The organism is Corallococcus interemptor, from assembly GCF_003668875.1.
In the GTDB taxonomy this organism is placed as follows: domain Bacteria; phylum Myxococcota; class Myxococcia; order Myxococcales; family Myxococcaceae; genus Corallococcus; species Corallococcus interemptor.
The window spans coordinates 1-14,994 of record NZ_RAWM01000180.1 but is presented as its reverse complement, the minus strand read 5'-3'; the positions used below and the strand labels follow the sequence as shown (position 1 = coordinate 14,994).

Genomic DNA, 14,994 nt, shown 5'->3' with positions numbered 1-14,994 from the left:
TGGTGGCCATGGCGACGCACGAGCGGCGCACGGGGGCGGGAGTGCTGCTGGCGCTGGGGGCAAGCCCGGTGCGCGTGGAGCTGCTGGAGGAAGAGCGGGCCCAGGTGGTGCGGACCGGCGGCGGGCAGGCGTGCACGGTGGAGCGCTGGCGGCTGCCGCCGGGCACGCGCGAGGGGGACGTCATCGTGGACGGCCTCCTGGACCCGGAGCGGACGGAGGCGCTGCGGCGCGAGGTGGCGCGGAAACGGGCCGCGCTGGCGGTTCCCCTTCCTCCGGGCCTTGAGCTGTGAGGTGGGGGCGCCGGTGCCCACGGAGGGGATTGGCGTTGACGGCCGATCCAGGATGGTGAACATGCGCGCGATGACGGAGTCCCTGCCCTTCCTCGAAGATGCCCAGCAGGGACTGGTGCGGCACTTCGGCCTGTCGGAGTTCCGCCCCGGCCAGGCCCCCGTCATCAGCTCCGTCCTCAGCGGCCGCAACACCGTGGTGGTGATGCCCACGGGCGCGGGCAAGAGCCTCTGCTACCAGCTGCCGGCGCTGCTCTTGCCGGGCATCACGCTGGTGGTGTCGCCGCTCATCGCGCTGATGAAGGACCAGGTGGAGCAGCTCGCCGCGAAGGGCATCGCGGCCACGTACATCAACTCGTCGCTGTCGGACGTGGAGCGGGCGGACCGCCTGCGCAAGCTGCGCGCCCGCGAGTACAAGCTGCTCTACGTGGCGCCGGAGCGCTTCCGCAGCGCGAGCTTCCTGGAGCTGGTGTCGGGGCTGGGCGTGGAGCTGCTCGCCGTGGATGAAGCCCACTGCATCTCCCAGTGGGGCCACGACTTCCGGCCGGACTACGCGCTCCTGGGCCAGGTGCGAAAGCGGCTGCGGCCTCCGCGCACGGTGGCCCTCACCGCCACGGCGACGCCGGAGGTGCGCGAGGACATCGTCCGGGTGCTCCTGATGAAGGACCCGGCGGTGTTCGCGCAGGGGTTCGACCGGCCCAACCTCTTCCTGGACGTGGTGAACGTCAGCGGGGACGAGGAGCGCCGGGACGCGTGCGCGAGCCTCGCGGCGAAGGGCGGCAGTGGCATCATCTACTGCTCCACGCGCAAGGCGGCGGAAGGGATGCACTCCGCGCTCGTCACGCGCAAGGTGAACGCGGTGCTGTACCACGCGGGCATGGAGGACGACGCCCGCCGCCGCGCGCAGGAGGACTTCATGTCCGCGAAGGAGGCGGTGGCGGTGGCCACCAACGCCTTCGGCATGGGCATCGACAAGCCGGACATCCGCTTCGTCGCGCACGCCAACATCCCCCGGGCGGTGGAGGCGTACTACCAGGAGATTGGCCGCGCGGGCCGCGACGGCAACCCCGCCACGGCGGTGCTCCTCTTCAACCACGCGGACGTGTACACGCAGGAGCGCCTCATCGAGAGCAGCCACCCGTCCGAGGCCATCCTGTCGGACATCTGGGCGCAGCTGCAGGCCGTGGAGGAGTTCGACCGGGGCGTGCACGCGCTCGCGGGCATGGTGGGCGCCAGCGAGTTCGAGGTCTCCGCCGCCCTCAAGATTTTCGAGCGCGAGGGCAAGCTGGAGCGCGGCGGCCGGGGTGAAGGCGAGTACGGCATCACGCTCACGGACAAGGCGGCCAGCGCGCAGCCGCACGCGGCGGAGACCCAGCGGCTGTTGCGCTCGCTGCTGGAGACCTTCCCCGTGGGGCGGCAGGCCACCACGGAATTGCCCATCCTCGCGCGGCGCACGGGGCTCACGGAGGACGACGTCCGGCACGCGCTGGGCCTGCTGGAGAAGTCCGGCGTGGTGCGGGTGCGCCGGCCCTTCGCGGGGCGCTCCATCCGCGCGCTGGAGCGCGTCCCGTTCCGCGAGCTGACGGTGGACCTGTCCCGCATTCGCGAGCAGGAGCGGCTCAACCGGCTGATGCTCAAGCGGATGGCGGACTACGCGTACACGCCGAAGTGCCGGCGCGCGTTCATCCTGCGCTACTTCGGCCAGGCGGACGCGGCGGCGGTGTGCGGCAAGTGCGACCGGTGCGCGGGCAGCATGATGCCCAAGCCGTCCGGCGCCGCCTCACGCTCCGCGCCGGCCGTGTCCGGGGCGCCGGTGATGGCGTACAGCGAGCTGGCGTCCATGGAGCTGCGCCGCTGGCGCAAGGACCTGGCCAAGGACCTGGACGTCCCGCCCTTCATCATCTTCAACGACGCGACGCTGCTGGGACTGGCCGCCGCGCTGCCGGTGGACCGCGAGTCCTTCCTCGCGGTGAAGGGCACCGGGGAGAGCCGCTGGGAGCGCTTCGGCCCCAAGGTGGTGGACATCTGCCTGATGGCGCGCGCGGCGGGCCATGAGCCGCAGGCGGCACCCGTGGCCCCGCGCATCCGCAAGGCGAAGACGCGCCGTTAGCCGTTGCCGGGCGGAGGAGGACTTCCACCGCCGCGGGTGGCGCGCAGGAGCGCGAACCGCAGCACGGCCATGATGGCACCCACCACCAGGGCCAGGAGGAAGATGACCGCCACGGTGACGACGCCGAAGACGGCGCGCACGCCCAGGTCGGTGATGCGGCCGCTGAAGTACGCCTCGCGCAGCGGCCCCATGGCGTGCACCAGCTCCAGGGCCCGCGCCGGCAGCGAGTCGAGCGCCATGGAGAGGCGCTCGAAGAAGGGGGCGTGGTACCGCCGCCGCACGGACTCCACGACGATGCCCGCCAGGAGGTAGAGCACCGACAGCAGGAAGGCGTTGCCCCACATGACCTTCAGCAGGGGGGAGGACGGCGGCCGCGGGTCGCTCACGTCGACCACGCTAGCGCGACGCCCGGCGCTTGAGGAGCGGAAGGGCCTTCTTCACCCGGTTCGCCTCCGGCGCCCCTCCGGCCAGCTTCAGGAAGGCCTCGTAGGCCTCCACGGCCCTGGGCAGCTCCGCGGTCTCGCGCACCAGCACGTCCGCCAGCGCCAGGTGCGCCAGTCCGTCCGTGGGCTCCAGCTCCACGGCCTTGGCCAGCGCCTCGCGCGCGGGGGCCTCCTGACGCTGCTTGAAGGCCACCAGCCCCAGGGCCAGGTACGCGCGCCCGCTGTACGGGGCCAGCTTCACGGCCTCGTCGGCCGCCGCGCGGGCCTCCTTCACGGCCCCGGCGCCCAGCAGCACGCGCGCCAGCGTCACCTGGGCGAAGGCCTTGTCCCAGACGGTGGGCGCCTTGTCCGCCAGGTCCTGCAGCGTGCGCGCCGCGCCCCGTCCGCCGCCCGGCAGCTGCGTGTACAGCTCGCCCACGCGGCCGCACGTCGCGTCCGGTCCCTCGCGCCGCGCCGCCGCGAAGGCCGCGTCCGCGCTCTCCACCTGGCCCTGGCGCAGGAACGCCTGGGCGATTTCGCAGAAGGTGTCCGGGTCCTTGGAGTCCAGCTTGTTGGCGCGCTCCAGCGCCGCGAAGCCGCCCTTGGCGTCGCCGTTGGCGAACAGGAGCGCCGCGCGCAGCCGCTGCCCCTCCGCGTCGTCCGGCGCCAGCTTCACCGCCCGGCCAGACGCGCCTTCCGCCTCCTTGCGGCGGCCGGACTGGTACAGCGCCAGCGCGAAGCCCTTCTGCGCGGCGGCGTTGCCCGGGTTGTCCAGCTGCCAGGCCTCGAACTGCTTCAGCGCCTCCGGAGTCCTACCCAGCGCCAGGAGCGCGCGGCCCAGGGCGTCACGGGCCTCGCCGTGCGCGCCGTTGCGCTCCACCGCCTGCGTCAGCGGCTTGAGCGCCATGTCCGGCAGGCCGCGCGACAACAAGAGCCGCCCCAGCGAGCACGCGCCCTCGTAGTCGCGCGGGTCCTTCAGCGCCTCGTCGAACTGGAACTGCGCCTTGTCGAGCGCGCGCTCGCGCCAGTACACCTGTCCCAGCGCGACGCGCAGGTCCGTGCGGGGCTTCTTGGCCACCGCCTTCTCCAGCACGTCGCGCGCCTGGGCGGCGTTGCCCTCGTGCGCGTCCGCCAGCGCCAGCCACACCACGGCCTCCGGCGGATAGCGGTCGTTGACGCGCGTCTTGCCCAGCTCCACGCGGGCCTTCTTCCAGTCCCCGAGCCGCGCGTACGCGGCGCCGCGAACCAGCGACACCTTGCGGCCGCCGTCGGCCTCCAGCCGCTGCAGGGCCTCCTTCTCGCGGTCGCGGTCCAGCAGCGTGCGGCCCAGGCCCTCCTTCGCGGCCTCGCTCTTGGGCTGCAGCTTCAGCGCGGCCTCGTAGGCCTGCTGCGCGGCCTCCAGCTTGCCCGCCGCGCGGCCCGCGGCCCCCAGCGCCAGCTGGAAGTCCATGGCCAGCGGCCCCTGCGCGCCCTTGGAGAGCATGGCGCGCGCCTCGTCGTACTTGCCCAGCGCGGACAGCAGCTCGCCGTGCACCAGTTGCTGACGGGGCTGGAGCGCGGGGGGCAGCTTCGGGTCCTGCGCGAGCGGCGCGACCTCCGCCAGCGCCGCGTCCAGGTCCTGCTCCAGGGCGAGCCGGCTCTCCGCCATGCCGATGCGCGCGGCCGGGTGCTCCTTGGAGACGTCGCGCGCGCGCTTGAACATCTCCAGCGCCTGCGGGAAGTCCTCGGAAGCGAGGTAGTAGTCGCCCAGCGCGACCAGCGCGCGGACGTTGCCCGGCGACGCCTTGAGCGCGCGGTCGAAGCGGTCCAGGGCCTTCTTCTCGTCCTTGGCGGCGATGAGCAGGCGGCCCGCCAGCGCGTGCACCTCCGTCACGTCGTCCTGCGAGGCGAGCAGCGCGCGGTTCGCGGCCTCACGCGCCCGGTCATCCGCGACGAGCGCGTTGGTGGCCAGCACCAGGCCGTTGAAGCCGTCCTTCACGCCCGGCTTCTCCAGCGCCTCCAGCGCGAGCCGGCGGTCCTCCGCGCTGGCGCCGTGGTCCAGGTAGCGCAGCGCGTGCGCATAGCCCGTGAGCGCCCAGGCGGCGGGGCTGGACTCGTCCATGTCGCGCGCGCGTTCGAGCTGGCGGAGCGCTTCATCCAGCGACGCGCCCGTGTCCTGCGCGATGGCGCGCTTCGCGAGCTCCAGCGTCTCCGACAGCGTCTGCCCGCCCTGACGGGAGCGGTAGAGGATGAAGAAGCCGGCGCTCGCGCCCAGGAAGATGAGGGCCACGAAGAGCGCCACGGTCTTCGCGCCATAGCGCTCGATGAGGGACTGCTTCGCGCGCTCCTTGGCGATCTTCTCGTGCATCTCACGCTCGTACTTCGCCGCGAGTGCCTCCGTGTCCTGCGCGTTCGCCGCCGCCTTGTTGCGCGCCGCGGCCGCCGCCAGCTCCGTCGCGTCCGGGATGTCGTCCAGCAGCGAGCGCTTGCCGCCCGCGCCCTGCGCGACCGGAGCCGGAGTCACCGGCGCGGCCGGGCGGGCACGCACCGCCTCCAGCGGAGGAAGGTCCCCGAGCAGTCCCCCACCCTGCGGCTGGGAGGGCGCCTCGGCCGGAGGAGCATCGGGGAGGTCCGCCAGCATCCCCGACTTGCGAGAGGGGCTGGAGGAGGCCTGTGCGGTCGCGGGTTGCTCCGGCGGCGCGCCGTCCGCCGCGTCACGCGACGGATCCGCGCTGTCCCCGGAGCCGGGCTCCTGACCCGAGGCCGACGCTTCACCAACCGCCGGATCCGCACGGGTGTCCGCCGCCGCACGCTCCGAACCCGGCTCCTGGCCCGGATCCGCTGCGGCACGGCCACGCCCCGAACCCGGCTCCTGGCCCGGATCCACCGGGCCGAGCGCCAGGTCCACTGCTGCGCCATCGCCGCGCGCATCCTCCGGCACCGGCGTCCCGGCCGGCGCCAGGGGCCCACCATGCGCCTCCACGGCGGCAACCCTGGAGGCCGCGAGCGCATCCATGCCCCCCGCGGGCGTCTCCGTCCGCGCGGAACGCTTCGGCTCCAGTCCGGCCGCCACGGCGGCGCGCGCGTCGAACGCGGACGGTTGCGCTTCCGGCGCGGGCGGCTCCGGCGCTTCCTCCTCCGGCGCGGCCGCGGCGGGCGTCGACAGCGTGCCCAGGTCCTCGAAGATGGGCGCGGGGCCACCGGCCAGCGCCTGCTGCGCCTGCTCCAACCACTGCTTCACGCGCCCGTTGTTGGGCTGCAGCGCCACGGCCTTGCGAAGGATGGGCAGCGCGGAGCGGTACAGCCCGCGCTGCAGGAGCACGTCGCCAATCAGGTTGTAGGCGTACGGGTTGTCCCGCTCGATGGCGATGGCCTGGTCGAACTGCTCCATTGCCTCCGCGGGCCGCCCCAGCTGGATGAGCGCCTTGCCCCACAGCACCCGCCCCACGGTGGAGGTGGGGTGGTGGGAGATGCCCTGCGTACACACCTCGATGGTGCGCTGCGCGTCACCCTTCTCCAGCAACGCCTTCGCCAGCTCCACGAAGACGGAAGAGGTCGGGTCCTGCCGGAGGAGCTGCTCGTAACGCTCCACCATCGACTTGGCCATGTTGAGTCGCGACTCCGGTGCGCTAAGCGGGGGAGCGCGGACCATACCACCGCCCTCGTCCGTTCCACCCACCGGCTGGTAGCGTCGCGTGCATGAAACGCCTGCCTGCCTTGATGGTCGCCCTGGTCCTCGGTGGGGCCTGTGCCCACACCCCGCCCAAGGGGGACCTGGAACTGCTCCAGCCCGCCGTCGAGGGCTTCCACAAGAACCTGCGCTGGAGGAACTACCGCGCCCTGTCCGCCTACCTCGTCCCCGAGGAGCGCAAGGACTTCGAGCGCCAGCGCCGCGAGCTCCACGACGACCGGGACCTCACCGTCACCGACTACGAGATTGAGGACGTGAAGGTCGCCGACGACGGCCGCCGCGCCACCATCCAGAGCCGCATCCAGTGGATGCGCCTGCCCTCCGTCACCGAGCAGAACGACACCGTCACGTCGGAGTTCGTCTTCCGCGACGGCGCCTGGCTGCTGGAGAAGCAGCAGTCGGGTCCGTTCGACGGGGAGCTGGAGCCGAAGGAGCCGGCGACGACACCGCCGCCGTCTCCGTAGCCCGCAAAAAAGTCGCCCACCGTCTCGGGGCCGGCCGAGACGATGGGCGTCGAGGGTTCCCCAATGGAACCCCCTACCAGGGTGACGATGTCGCGCGGTACTTCCGGCCCGCTGCGACCCCGCCGTGTTGCCTGGTCTCTAGAGCAATGCCGGTGCCAACCACCGCGCCCCCCTGCCCCACCCCGGGTTCCCACGCGAAATCAGGCACTTGACTGGCCTCACTCCCCGTCGCCGCCGCCCCATGCCTGACAGTGTTGTCAGGCCCTCCCTGCCATCCCGCCACATCCCCACTGACATCCCTGTCAGGGAACCGTGGCGGGCCCCCACGAAAAGCCACTGCCCGCCCGCTACTCGCCGACGACGGAGCGGATGGTGTCGCGCATGGAGTGCCGGGCCTTCCAGCCCACGTCCTGCACCCAGCGGTTGCCGTCCACGGCGCAGAGGAACTGGATGTGGTCCAGCTCCGGCGGCGGGAAGTTGGCCAGCCGGTAGCGGAACATCAGGCCCAAGAGGGGCCGGGCCACGGGGTGTGGCACGGGGATGGCGGTGTGGCCCAGCTCGCGCAGCACGGCGGACAGGGGGACCTGGCCGGGGCCCACGACGTTGTAGACGCCCTTGGGCTCCGGGCGCAGGGCCTCCACCATGGCGCGGGCCACGTCCTCCACGTGGATGAGCTGCACCATGGGGTCGAAGCCCGCCATGGTCCACGGGCGGCGCAGCCGCAGGTAGTTGGACGGCGCGTTCTTGATGGTGGGCCCCACGATGTGGACGGGCCGCAGGATGACCGTCTCGATGTCGGGGTGCTTCCAGAAGAAGCTGTGCGCCAGCATGTCCACTTCGATGAGGTCGCGCACGCCGGAGAAGCGGCTCGCGGCCATCAGCGGCGCGTCCTCCGTGAGGAAGTTGGAGTTGTCCGGGCTGGGGCCGTAGACGTTCGCCGAGGACAGCACCACCACCTTCTTCACGCCGTACTTCGCGCAGTACTCCAGCAGGCGCGTGGTCCCCACGACGTTGAACGAGTGGTGCTCCTCCTCGCTCATGCGCGGGTCATGCATGATGCCCATGTGGATGACGGCGCGGACCTCGTTCTTGCGGAAGACGTCCTCCGCCTTCTTCTTGCGCAGGTCCAGCTGGTGCATCTCGACGTCCTTCGGCTTCCCGATGAAGGGCCGCCGGTCGATGCCGATGATGCGCTCGCGCTTGTGCAGCTGCTTCGCCAGCGTGCGGCCCAGGTTGCCGCTGATGCCGGTGACGACGACGGCCGGGCGTTTGTCCACCGCGCTGGCGTCCTTCTCCTCGTTCGCGGCGCTCACCAGAACACGCTCCTGCGCTCCTTGAGCCCCTGGTGGAGCATCGCCTGGATGGCGGCCTTCACGGTGCGCACCTTCTTGTCCAGCTCACTGTCCTCGTCGTCCGCGCGGCCGGTGAAGTGGAGCGCGTCCCCGAAGTAGATGCGGTACTTCGTGGGCAGCGGGAAGGGCGTGCCCGTGGGGGTGATGGGGAAGGACGGGAAGCCCAGCAGCTTCGCCACGGGCTTCAAGTTCATCAGCGCGGGGGCCTGCTCCTCCGCGCCCACCACGGCGATGGGCACGATGGGCGTGTTCGTCTCCAGCGCCAGGCGCATGAAGCCCAGGCCGAACTCCTGGAGCTGGTAGCGCTGGGGCCAGAGCTTGTTGAGCCCGCGCGTCCCTTCCGGGAACACGAGGATGGCCTCCTCCGCCTCCAGGAGCCGCCGGCAGTTCTCCGGCGTGCCCACGATCTGGCCCACGCGCGCCATGAACGTGGAGACGTACGGCAGGGACGGCACCCACTTCTCCACCATGCTGCGGATGGCGCGCGGCGGGTTGCCCTCCACCATCAGGGCGATGCCAATCATCGCGCCGTCCAGGGGCAGCTGGCCGGAGTGGTTGGACACCAGCAGCACCCGCCCCGGGGGGATGCGGTCCGCGCCGTAGGCCTCCACCCGGAAGTAGTGGCGGTAGAGCCACATGAACGGGGCGATGGCGGCCAGGCTGTAGTCCAGGTTGAACCCGAACGGGTCCACCCCGTACTCGTTCTCCGTCCGGGCCAGGGCCTGGAGTTGGTCGGACTGCTGCTCGCCGGCCATGCGCTCGGTCCACTCGCGCAGGCCCTTCTTCACCTTGTCGCTGAAACGCTCCAGCATGGGCCCGCTCTTAGCACCCCCGCTTGCACGCTGGGAGTGGGCGGACAACCCGCGACGCCCTTCTGACGATAATCCGCCGGAAGGAGCCCCCATGCGCATCCCCTCCAAGCCCTCCCGGACGTCCGCTTCGGGGTCCACCGTCGCCGCCACGGTGCTGACGCTCGCCTCCTCCGGGGCCGCCGCCGGACGGCTGGCCGCGGACGTCAGCGGCTTCCAGCCCCAGGCCGCCACGGCTTCGTCACGGACGGGCAACACCGTGGCGGTGAACACGTTGGCCTCCCAGAAGGCCAGGGCCTCCGGCCTGGAACGCGCGCCCTCGCAGGCCGTGTCCTTCGTGCGCGACTTCAACGCGCGCCTGGACCTGCCGCCCGCGCGCCTGAAGGAGAAGCTGGCGCAGATGCGGCAAAGCCCCTCCGCCATGTTCCGCGCCATGCCCGCCCTGTTCCACGCGGACCTCCGGGGCCCGTACGCGCAAGGCGCGCGGCTGACGGACCGGCCCGCGCCGGACATCCGGGTGGTGGGGGACGCGCACGTGGGCAACCTGGGCACGTTCCGGGGGCCGGAGGGCAAGGCGGTGTGGGGGCTCAACGACTTCGACCAGGCGGGCACGGCGTCGCCGGAGGCGGACCTCACGCGCCTGGCCACCAGCGCCGTGCTCACCGCGCGCGAGGCGGGCCTGTCCACCCGCGAGCAGGTCAAGGCGGTGGAGGCGCTGGCGAAGAACTACTTCGAGACGCTGGAGCTGCTGGCGGACGGCGACGCGAACCCCGGGGCGTTCCTGGAGAAGAAGGAGTCCTCCGGCCCGGTGAAGGACCTCATCACCCAGGCGCGTGACACGTCCGCGAAGGACGCCCTGTCCAAGTACGTGAAGCTGGACGGCGCGAAGGGGCCGCGCTTCCTGAACTCGGACACGCTCAAGCCGCTGGCCCCGGAGCGCAAGGCCGCGGTGCGCACCGCGCTGGCGTCCTACGAGAAGACGCTGGCTGGCACGGAGGGCGTAGCAGTGCCCCTCAAGGTGCTGGACCTCGCGGAGCGGCTGGACGCGGGCGGCAGCAGCTACGGCCTGGAGCGCGACTACGTGCTCGTGGGTGCGGCGGAGCCGAAGGCGCCCCCGGTGCTGCTGGAGCTGAAGGAGCTGCTCGCGTCCGGCGTGGCGTCACCGCCGGTGCCCGCGAATGGCGCGGACGTGGTGAAGGCGCAGGAGGAGCTGGGCGGCGCGGTGAATCCGCTCACGGGCGCGGTGAGCATGGGCGGCCGGGCGTTCCTCGTGCGCGAGGTGGAGCCGGAGAAGGCCAGGCTGGACGACGCCGTGCTCGGGAAGAAGAAGTCCCTGCGCTCCACCTTCGAGCAGGCCGGCGTCGTGCTGGCCCGCGCCCACGGCCACACGCAGGCTCGGGCCCGGTGCCTGGAGGACTGGGTGGGCGGCGACACGAAGGAGGCCACGAAGCGGCTGGTCGCCTTCGCGCAGGCCTACGCGGATCAGGCCGAAGCGGACTGGAAGGCCCTCAAGGCCGCGCGTTGATCAGAGCGTCGCGGACAGCTGAGCCGCCGCGTCGCGCAGGGTGACGACGTCGTAGTCGTCCTTGAGCCACTGGAAGATGCCGCGCAGCCGCTCCATCTTCTTCGAGGCGCTCACGCGCAGGTCGCGCTGCTGGCGCACCAGCTCCGGCGGGATGCCGTCCGTGGCGTCCAGCACGTCGACACCGTGCAGCTCGAAGTTGAAGAAGGCATCCGCCCGGCACGTGCGGTACGCGGCGCGCATCGTGCCGCGAGGCAGCGTCGCCGCGAACGTGCCAATGAACGGGAAGCGCACCACCGGCGTCACCGTCATGGGCAACTCCAGCACCGGGCCCTCACCGCGCCGGTAGGGCTGCGCGGGGTCCGGCCGGTACGGCACGCGCGGCGCCAGCAGCACGCGGGGCGTGTCCAGCACGGAGCGCGACGGCCGGCCCAGCGCCGCCAGTGCGCCCATCACCGCCGCCTTCGCCGCGTAGTACGGAGCCGCCGGGAACGCGGAGGAGCCGTAGCGGTAGCCCTGCTCCGCGGTGGCCGCGTACAGGTCCGCGTTGAGCGTGTAGCCCGGGGCGCGGAAGCCGGAGGGACGCACGCCCACGGCCTTGAGGATGGCCGCGTCCGCGCGCTCCAGGTCCTCGGAGATGGCGTCCGGGCCGCGCCGGGTGAGCGCGTAGTCATGGGCGTGGCTGTGGCTGGCCACCTCCACGCCCGCCGCGTGCGAGCGCCGCATGGCTTCCGCCGCGCCGGGGTCCGCCTCCAGGTCCTCGCCGATGACGAAGAAGGTCCCGGGCACGCCCACCGCCGCGAACAGCTCCAGGAAGCGCGGCACCGCCACGCGGTGGATGAGGGTGCGGGCGCGCTCGTCGAGCAGCGACTCGGGCAGCCCGTGGATCCGGCAGTAGTGCGGCAGCGAATCCAGGTCGACGGAGATGGACGCCAGGCGCGCCGCCGTCATGGGGCAATCCTTCCCGCTCAGGTCCCGCGCACGCGGATGACGTAGAACAGCTTGCCCACGTTCTTGAGCACGTTGGGCACGCGCTTGAAGAGGTGGATGGACGGCTGGCGCTTCTCATGGAGCTGGATGGGGATCTCCAGGACGCGCAGGCCCTCGCGCCACGCGCGGATGACGAACTCGCTGGCGAACACGTCCATGTCCACCACGCACTTCTGGATGACGGGCAGCAGCGCTTCGCGGCGGAACGCCTTCAGGCCGTGCGTGTCCGTGCCCTGGAAGCCCAGCGCCACGCGCAACAGCTTGTTGTGCACCCGCGTGGCCGCGCGGCGGATGAGGGGGCGCTGGTCGCTCGCGCCCTTGGCCGCCTTGGAGCCCACGACCATGTCCGCCTCGCCGCGCTCCAGCCGGGGCAGCGCCGCGTCGTAGAAGGTCAGGTCGCAGAGGTCGATTTCATCGCACACCACGTAGGTGCCCTGGGCCTTGAGGATGCCGGCCTTGAGCGCCACGCCGTAGTTGGGCGTCTCCGAGTGGAACCAGCGCAGGCGCGGGTTCTTCGCGCAGAGCTCTTCCAGGATGCGCGGGGTCGCGTCGCGCGAGCCGTTCTCCGCGAAGATGATTTCGTAGTCGAGCCCGCGAGCATCCAGCCCCTGGCGCAGCTCCTCGGCTGCCTGGGTGATGATGGACTCCTCGTTGTAGACGGGGATGACGACGGAGAGGTGCAGGGCCATGGGTCCGGAAATGCGAAGAGAGTGCTTCGCGGCCTAGCACGCCCCCCGTCCACCGTCGACAGGAGACGACTCCCTGCGTCAGCCGTTCAGCGTCCGGGCGCAGGCCCGCCCGTCCAGGATGGCGTCCTCCATGGAGGAGTATTCCCACTTTCCATAACGTCCGGCCACGAGGATGCCGGCGTGCTCCAGGAAGCGCTTCACCTCCGCCATCGCGGGGCCGTACGCGTCGTCGTAGAGGACGTATGCGTTGGGAATCTCGCGGCCCTTCGTGAACAGGATGTCGTCCGCCGAGTGGATCATCCGCGAGCGCACCAGGTCCTCCACCGCGTACTTCTCCGCGTCCGCCAGGGACAGCTCGCCGTGGTGGCTGAACTCCACGGAGAAGCTGGCCGTGTCCGGCGGGGCCAGGGGCGCGTACACCGCCGATGGCGCCCCGATGCGGTACGAGTGGAACTCCGGCTCCGGCAGGTAGATCCAATGCCACGGCTGGCGGTTCGCGCCCTTGGCGCCCACGCACACGTACGTGACGATGAACGCGCGCAGGCGCTTCGTCGCGGCCCGGACCTCGTCCGGCACGCCGGAGGCGCCCTTCCCGATGAGCTCCACCAGCGTGGGCAGCGCGATGGAGGAGACGAGCCCCGAGTACGGCAGCGTGCGTCCGTCCGACAGCGTGACCTGCTTCGCCTTCCAGTCGATGGAGGTGGGCTCGGTGCGAACGCTCAGCTCGCCGCCCTGCAGGTGCTGCTTCATCGCGCGGGCCAGGCTTTCGATGCCGCCCTCGCGCGGGTAGAGGAACGACGCGTTGTAGCCCAGCTGATCACTGCCCGCGCCCAGCGCCCCGTCCACGACCTCCTTGAGGGAGGGGCGCGGCACGAACCGGCCCACCCACGCGGCGGACATCTCGCGCGGGTGCACGGTCCAGAGCTTCTGGTTGTAGGGCAGCATGAAGTTCTTCGCGAAGCCCTCGCCCATGTAGCGGAGGATGAACTCCTCGAAGTTCACGGGGTCGCGCTCGCGCAGGGCGCGGCCCTTCTCCCCGTAGATGGCCTCCACGTAGCCGATGAGGTTCTCCGAGATGACCTCCGGCGGCAGCCCGTGGGTGTTCACCTGGTAGGGGAAGCGGGTGAAGGTGTCTCGGGAGAAGACGGCGGCGCGGCGCTGGATGCGCACCAGCTGGTCCGGGAGCCACAGCGTGTTGACCAGGGCCTGGATCTCCGGGTCGCGCAGGTGGAGCCAGTGGCCGGTGGGGTCGAAGTAACACCCGTCGATGACCTCGGTCTTGATGAGGCCTCCGACCCGGTCGGACTTCTCGATGAGGCGCCAGGGGCGCTTGAGGAAGTGCGCGGTGGACAGGCCCGCCAGGCCCGCTCCGAGGATGACGATGGGATCCATGCGCCGCCGGGTCTACCACCCCGAGCGGGGGCGTGGAAAAGGGACGCACACCCCTGGTGTTGGCGGGCGCCCGCCCTCCTGCCCGGCCGGGTGACGGCGGTGCGCCCCAGGGGCGCGTTCTTTCCGGGCTTGAAACGGCTCTGCTAGCCTGCACGCGCCGCGCGGACCCCCGCACCGCCCCGTCATTCCAGCGCGTGCGCGCGCCAGCCGGTCTCGTCGAAGGAAAACAATGAAAGTCTCCTGCCCGTCGTGCCAGACGAATTACAACATCGATGACAGGCGGATCCCGCCCGGCGGCGCCAAGCTGAAGTGCGCCCGGTGCCAGACCACGTTCCCCATCAGGGCCGAAGGCGCGGGCAGCGAAGCCCCCGAGGCCGCCGCGTCCCCTGCCGCGCCGCAGCCCGCCGCCATCCCGCTCCCGGGCAATGCCGCGCCGCAGTCCGCCGCCATTCCGCTGCCGGGCAGTGCAGCGCCGCAGTCCGCCGCCATTCCGCTCCCCGGAGCCGCCGCGCCCCGTCCCGCCGCGATTCCGCTGCCGGGCAGTGCCGCGCCGCAGTCCGCTGCCATCCCGCTGCCCGGTAATGCCGCGCCGCAGTCGGCCGCCATTCCGTTGCCGGGCAGTGCCGCGCCGCAGTCCGCCGCCATTCCGTTGCCGGGCAGCGCAGCACCGCAGTCCGCCGCCATCCCGCTCCCCGGCACGGCCGCCCCTCGCGCCGCCGCGCCTCAGTCCGCCGCCATCCCCCTGCCGGGAAGCGCCGCGCCGCAGTCCGCCGCCATCCCGCTGCCGGGAAGCGCCGCGCCGCAGTCCGCCCCCATCCCCATGGGCGCGGGTCCGGCCATCCCGCTTCCCGGCACGGCCGCCCCGCGCGCGCCGGATCCGCAGTCCGCGGCGATTCCGCTCCCGGGCACTGCCGCGCCTCCGTCCGCCGCCATCCCGCTGCCGGGCACCGCCGCGCCGCAGTCCGCCGCCATTCCGCTCCCCGGCACGGCCGCCCCGCGCGCCGCCGCCATCCCGCTGCCGGGCCACTCCGCTCCGCCCGTCCCCGAGGATCCGTTCTCCTTCGACGACGAAATCCCCGCGCCCCCGGCCTACGCCTCGCCGGGCGTGGCCGCGCCCCGGGCCATCTCGCTCGACGCGGGCCCCTCCGCGCCGCCGGCCCCGCCGGATGACTCGTTCAACTTCGACATGGACGCCGCGCCGCCGGCCCCCGCGCCCATGGCCGCGGAGGACGACTTCGCGGAGGTGGGCAGCGGCGAGTTCTCCTCGCTCGACACCAGCGACTTCTC

General features: G+C 72.2%; 12 protein-coding genes. 5 read left to right on the top strand and 7 right to left on the bottom strand.

All coding sequences use genetic code 11. The annotated features are described in order from the left end of the window. On the top strand, positions 1–290 hold a 290-nt coding region (locus tag D7X96_RS36210; RefSeq protein ID WP_370450224.1), incomplete at its 5' end, for a hypothetical protein. Between the two features lie 52 nt (positions 291–342). Beyond that, entirely contained in the window at positions 343–2,397 is a 2,055-nt protein-coding gene (locus D7X96_RS36205; RefSeq protein WP_121725089.1) for a RecQ family ATP-dependent DNA helicase, read from the top strand. Here D7X96_RS36205 and D7X96_RS36200 read toward each other — a convergent pair. Then, positions 2,394–2,783 (bottom strand): hypothetical protein, encoded by a 390-nt coding sequence (locus D7X96_RS36200; protein ID WP_370450223.1) that lies wholly within the window; start codon positions 2,781–2,783, stop codon positions 2,394–2,396. The genes D7X96_RS36205 and D7X96_RS36200 overlap by 4 nt on opposite strands. A gap of 10 nt (positions 2,784–2,793) precedes the next feature. Beyond that, the gene (locus tag D7X96_RS36195; protein WP_121771790.1) at positions 2,794–6,405 is read right to left on the bottom strand and encodes a tetratricopeptide repeat protein; all 3,612 of its coding nucleotides are present in this window, start codon (positions 6,403–6,405) and stop codon (positions 2,794–2,796) included. A 92-nt stretch (positions 6,406–6,497) separates the two neighbouring features. Between D7X96_RS36195 and D7X96_RS36190 the strand changes: the two genes are divergently transcribed. Next, positions 6,498–6,953, top strand: coding sequence for a hypothetical protein (locus tag D7X96_RS36190; RefSeq protein ID WP_120552967.1), 456 nt, complete (start codon positions 6,498–6,500; stop codon positions 6,951–6,953). 347 nt (positions 6,954–7,300) lie between these two features. On the opposite strand, the gene D7X96_RS36185 is transcribed toward D7X96_RS36190, so the two are convergent. Further along, positions 7,301–8,266: an SDR family oxidoreductase gene (locus D7X96_RS36185; protein ID WP_199747327.1), complete on the bottom strand. Its 966-nt coding sequence runs from the start codon at positions 8,264–8,266 to the stop codon at positions 7,301–7,303. Continuing rightward, on the bottom strand, positions 8,263–9,117 hold the full coding sequence (locus D7X96_RS36180) for a lysophospholipid acyltransferase family protein (protein WP_120552947.1): 855 nt from the start codon (positions 9,115–9,117) through the stop codon (positions 8,263–8,265). The genes D7X96_RS36185 and D7X96_RS36180 overlap by 4 nt, the downstream gene beginning before the upstream one ends. 91 nt (positions 9,118–9,208) lie before the next feature. Between D7X96_RS36180 and D7X96_RS36175 the strand changes: the two genes are divergently transcribed. Beyond that, positions 9,209–10,639 carry a DUF2252 family protein gene (locus D7X96_RS36175; protein ID WP_121771789.1) on the top strand — a complete coding sequence of 477 codons (1,431 nt, stop codon included), beginning with the start codon at positions 9,209–9,211 and terminating at the stop codon, positions 10,637–10,639. On the opposite strand, the gene D7X96_RS36170 is transcribed toward D7X96_RS36175, so the two are convergent. The 3 genes from D7X96_RS36170 to D7X96_RS36160 form a co-directional block, all read right to left on the bottom strand. Continuing rightward, a complete protein-coding gene (locus tag D7X96_RS36170) occupies positions 10,640–11,587 on the bottom strand; it encodes a polysaccharide deacetylase family protein (RefSeq protein ID WP_120552945.1) in 948 nt (315 codons plus the stop codon). Between the two features lie 17 nt (positions 11,588–11,604). Beyond that, a complete protein-coding gene (locus tag D7X96_RS36165) occupies positions 11,605–12,315 on the bottom strand; it encodes a glycosyltransferase family 2 protein (protein WP_120552944.1) in 711 nt (236 codons plus the stop codon). Between the two features lie 78 nt (positions 12,316–12,393). After that, entirely contained in the window at positions 12,394–13,707 is a 1,314-nt protein-coding gene (locus D7X96_RS36160) for a protoporphyrinogen/coproporphyrinogen oxidase (protein ID WP_121725422.1), read from the bottom strand. Between the two features lie 229 nt (positions 13,708–13,936). On the opposite strand from D7X96_RS36160, the gene D7X96_RS39765 reads away from it, so the two are divergent. After that, positions 13,937–14,994, top strand: a 1,058-nt coding sequence (locus D7X96_RS39765) for a zinc-ribbon domain-containing protein (RefSeq protein ID WP_208647434.1), incomplete at its 3' end; no start/stop codon positions are given.

Bases quoted from the DNA above. Each gene is read 5' to 3' on its own strand.
- D7X96_RS36205 (WP_121725089.1), top strand. From the start codon at position 343: ATGGTGAACATGCGCGCGATGACGGAGTCCCTGCCCTTCCTCGAAGAT.
- D7X96_RS36195 (WP_121771790.1), bottom strand. From the start codon at position 6,405: ATGGCCAAGTCGATGGTGGAGCGTTACGAGCAGCTCCTCCGGCAGGAC.
- D7X96_RS36190 (WP_120552967.1), top strand. From the start codon at position 6,498: ATGAAACGCCTGCCTGCCTTGATGGTCGCCCTGGTCCTCGGTGGGGCC.
- D7X96_RS36180 (WP_120552947.1), bottom strand. From the start codon at position 9,117: ATGCTGGAGCGTTTCAGCGACAAGGTGAAGAAGGGCCTGCGCGAGTGG.
- D7X96_RS36175 (WP_121771789.1), top strand. From the start codon at position 9,209: ATGCGCATCCCCTCCAAGCCCTCCCGGACGTCCGCTTCGGGGTCCACC.
- D7X96_RS36170 (WP_120552945.1), bottom strand. From the start codon at position 11,587: ATGACGGCGGCGCGCCTGGCGTCCATCTCCGTCGACCTGGATTCGCTG.
- D7X96_RS36165 (WP_120552944.1), bottom strand. From the start codon at position 12,315: ATGGCCCTGCACCTCTCCGTCGTCATCCCCGTCTACAACGAGGAGTCC.
- D7X96_RS36160 (WP_121725422.1), bottom strand. From the start codon at position 13,707: ATGGATCCCATCGTCATCCTCGGAGCGGGCCTGGCGGGCCTGTCCACC.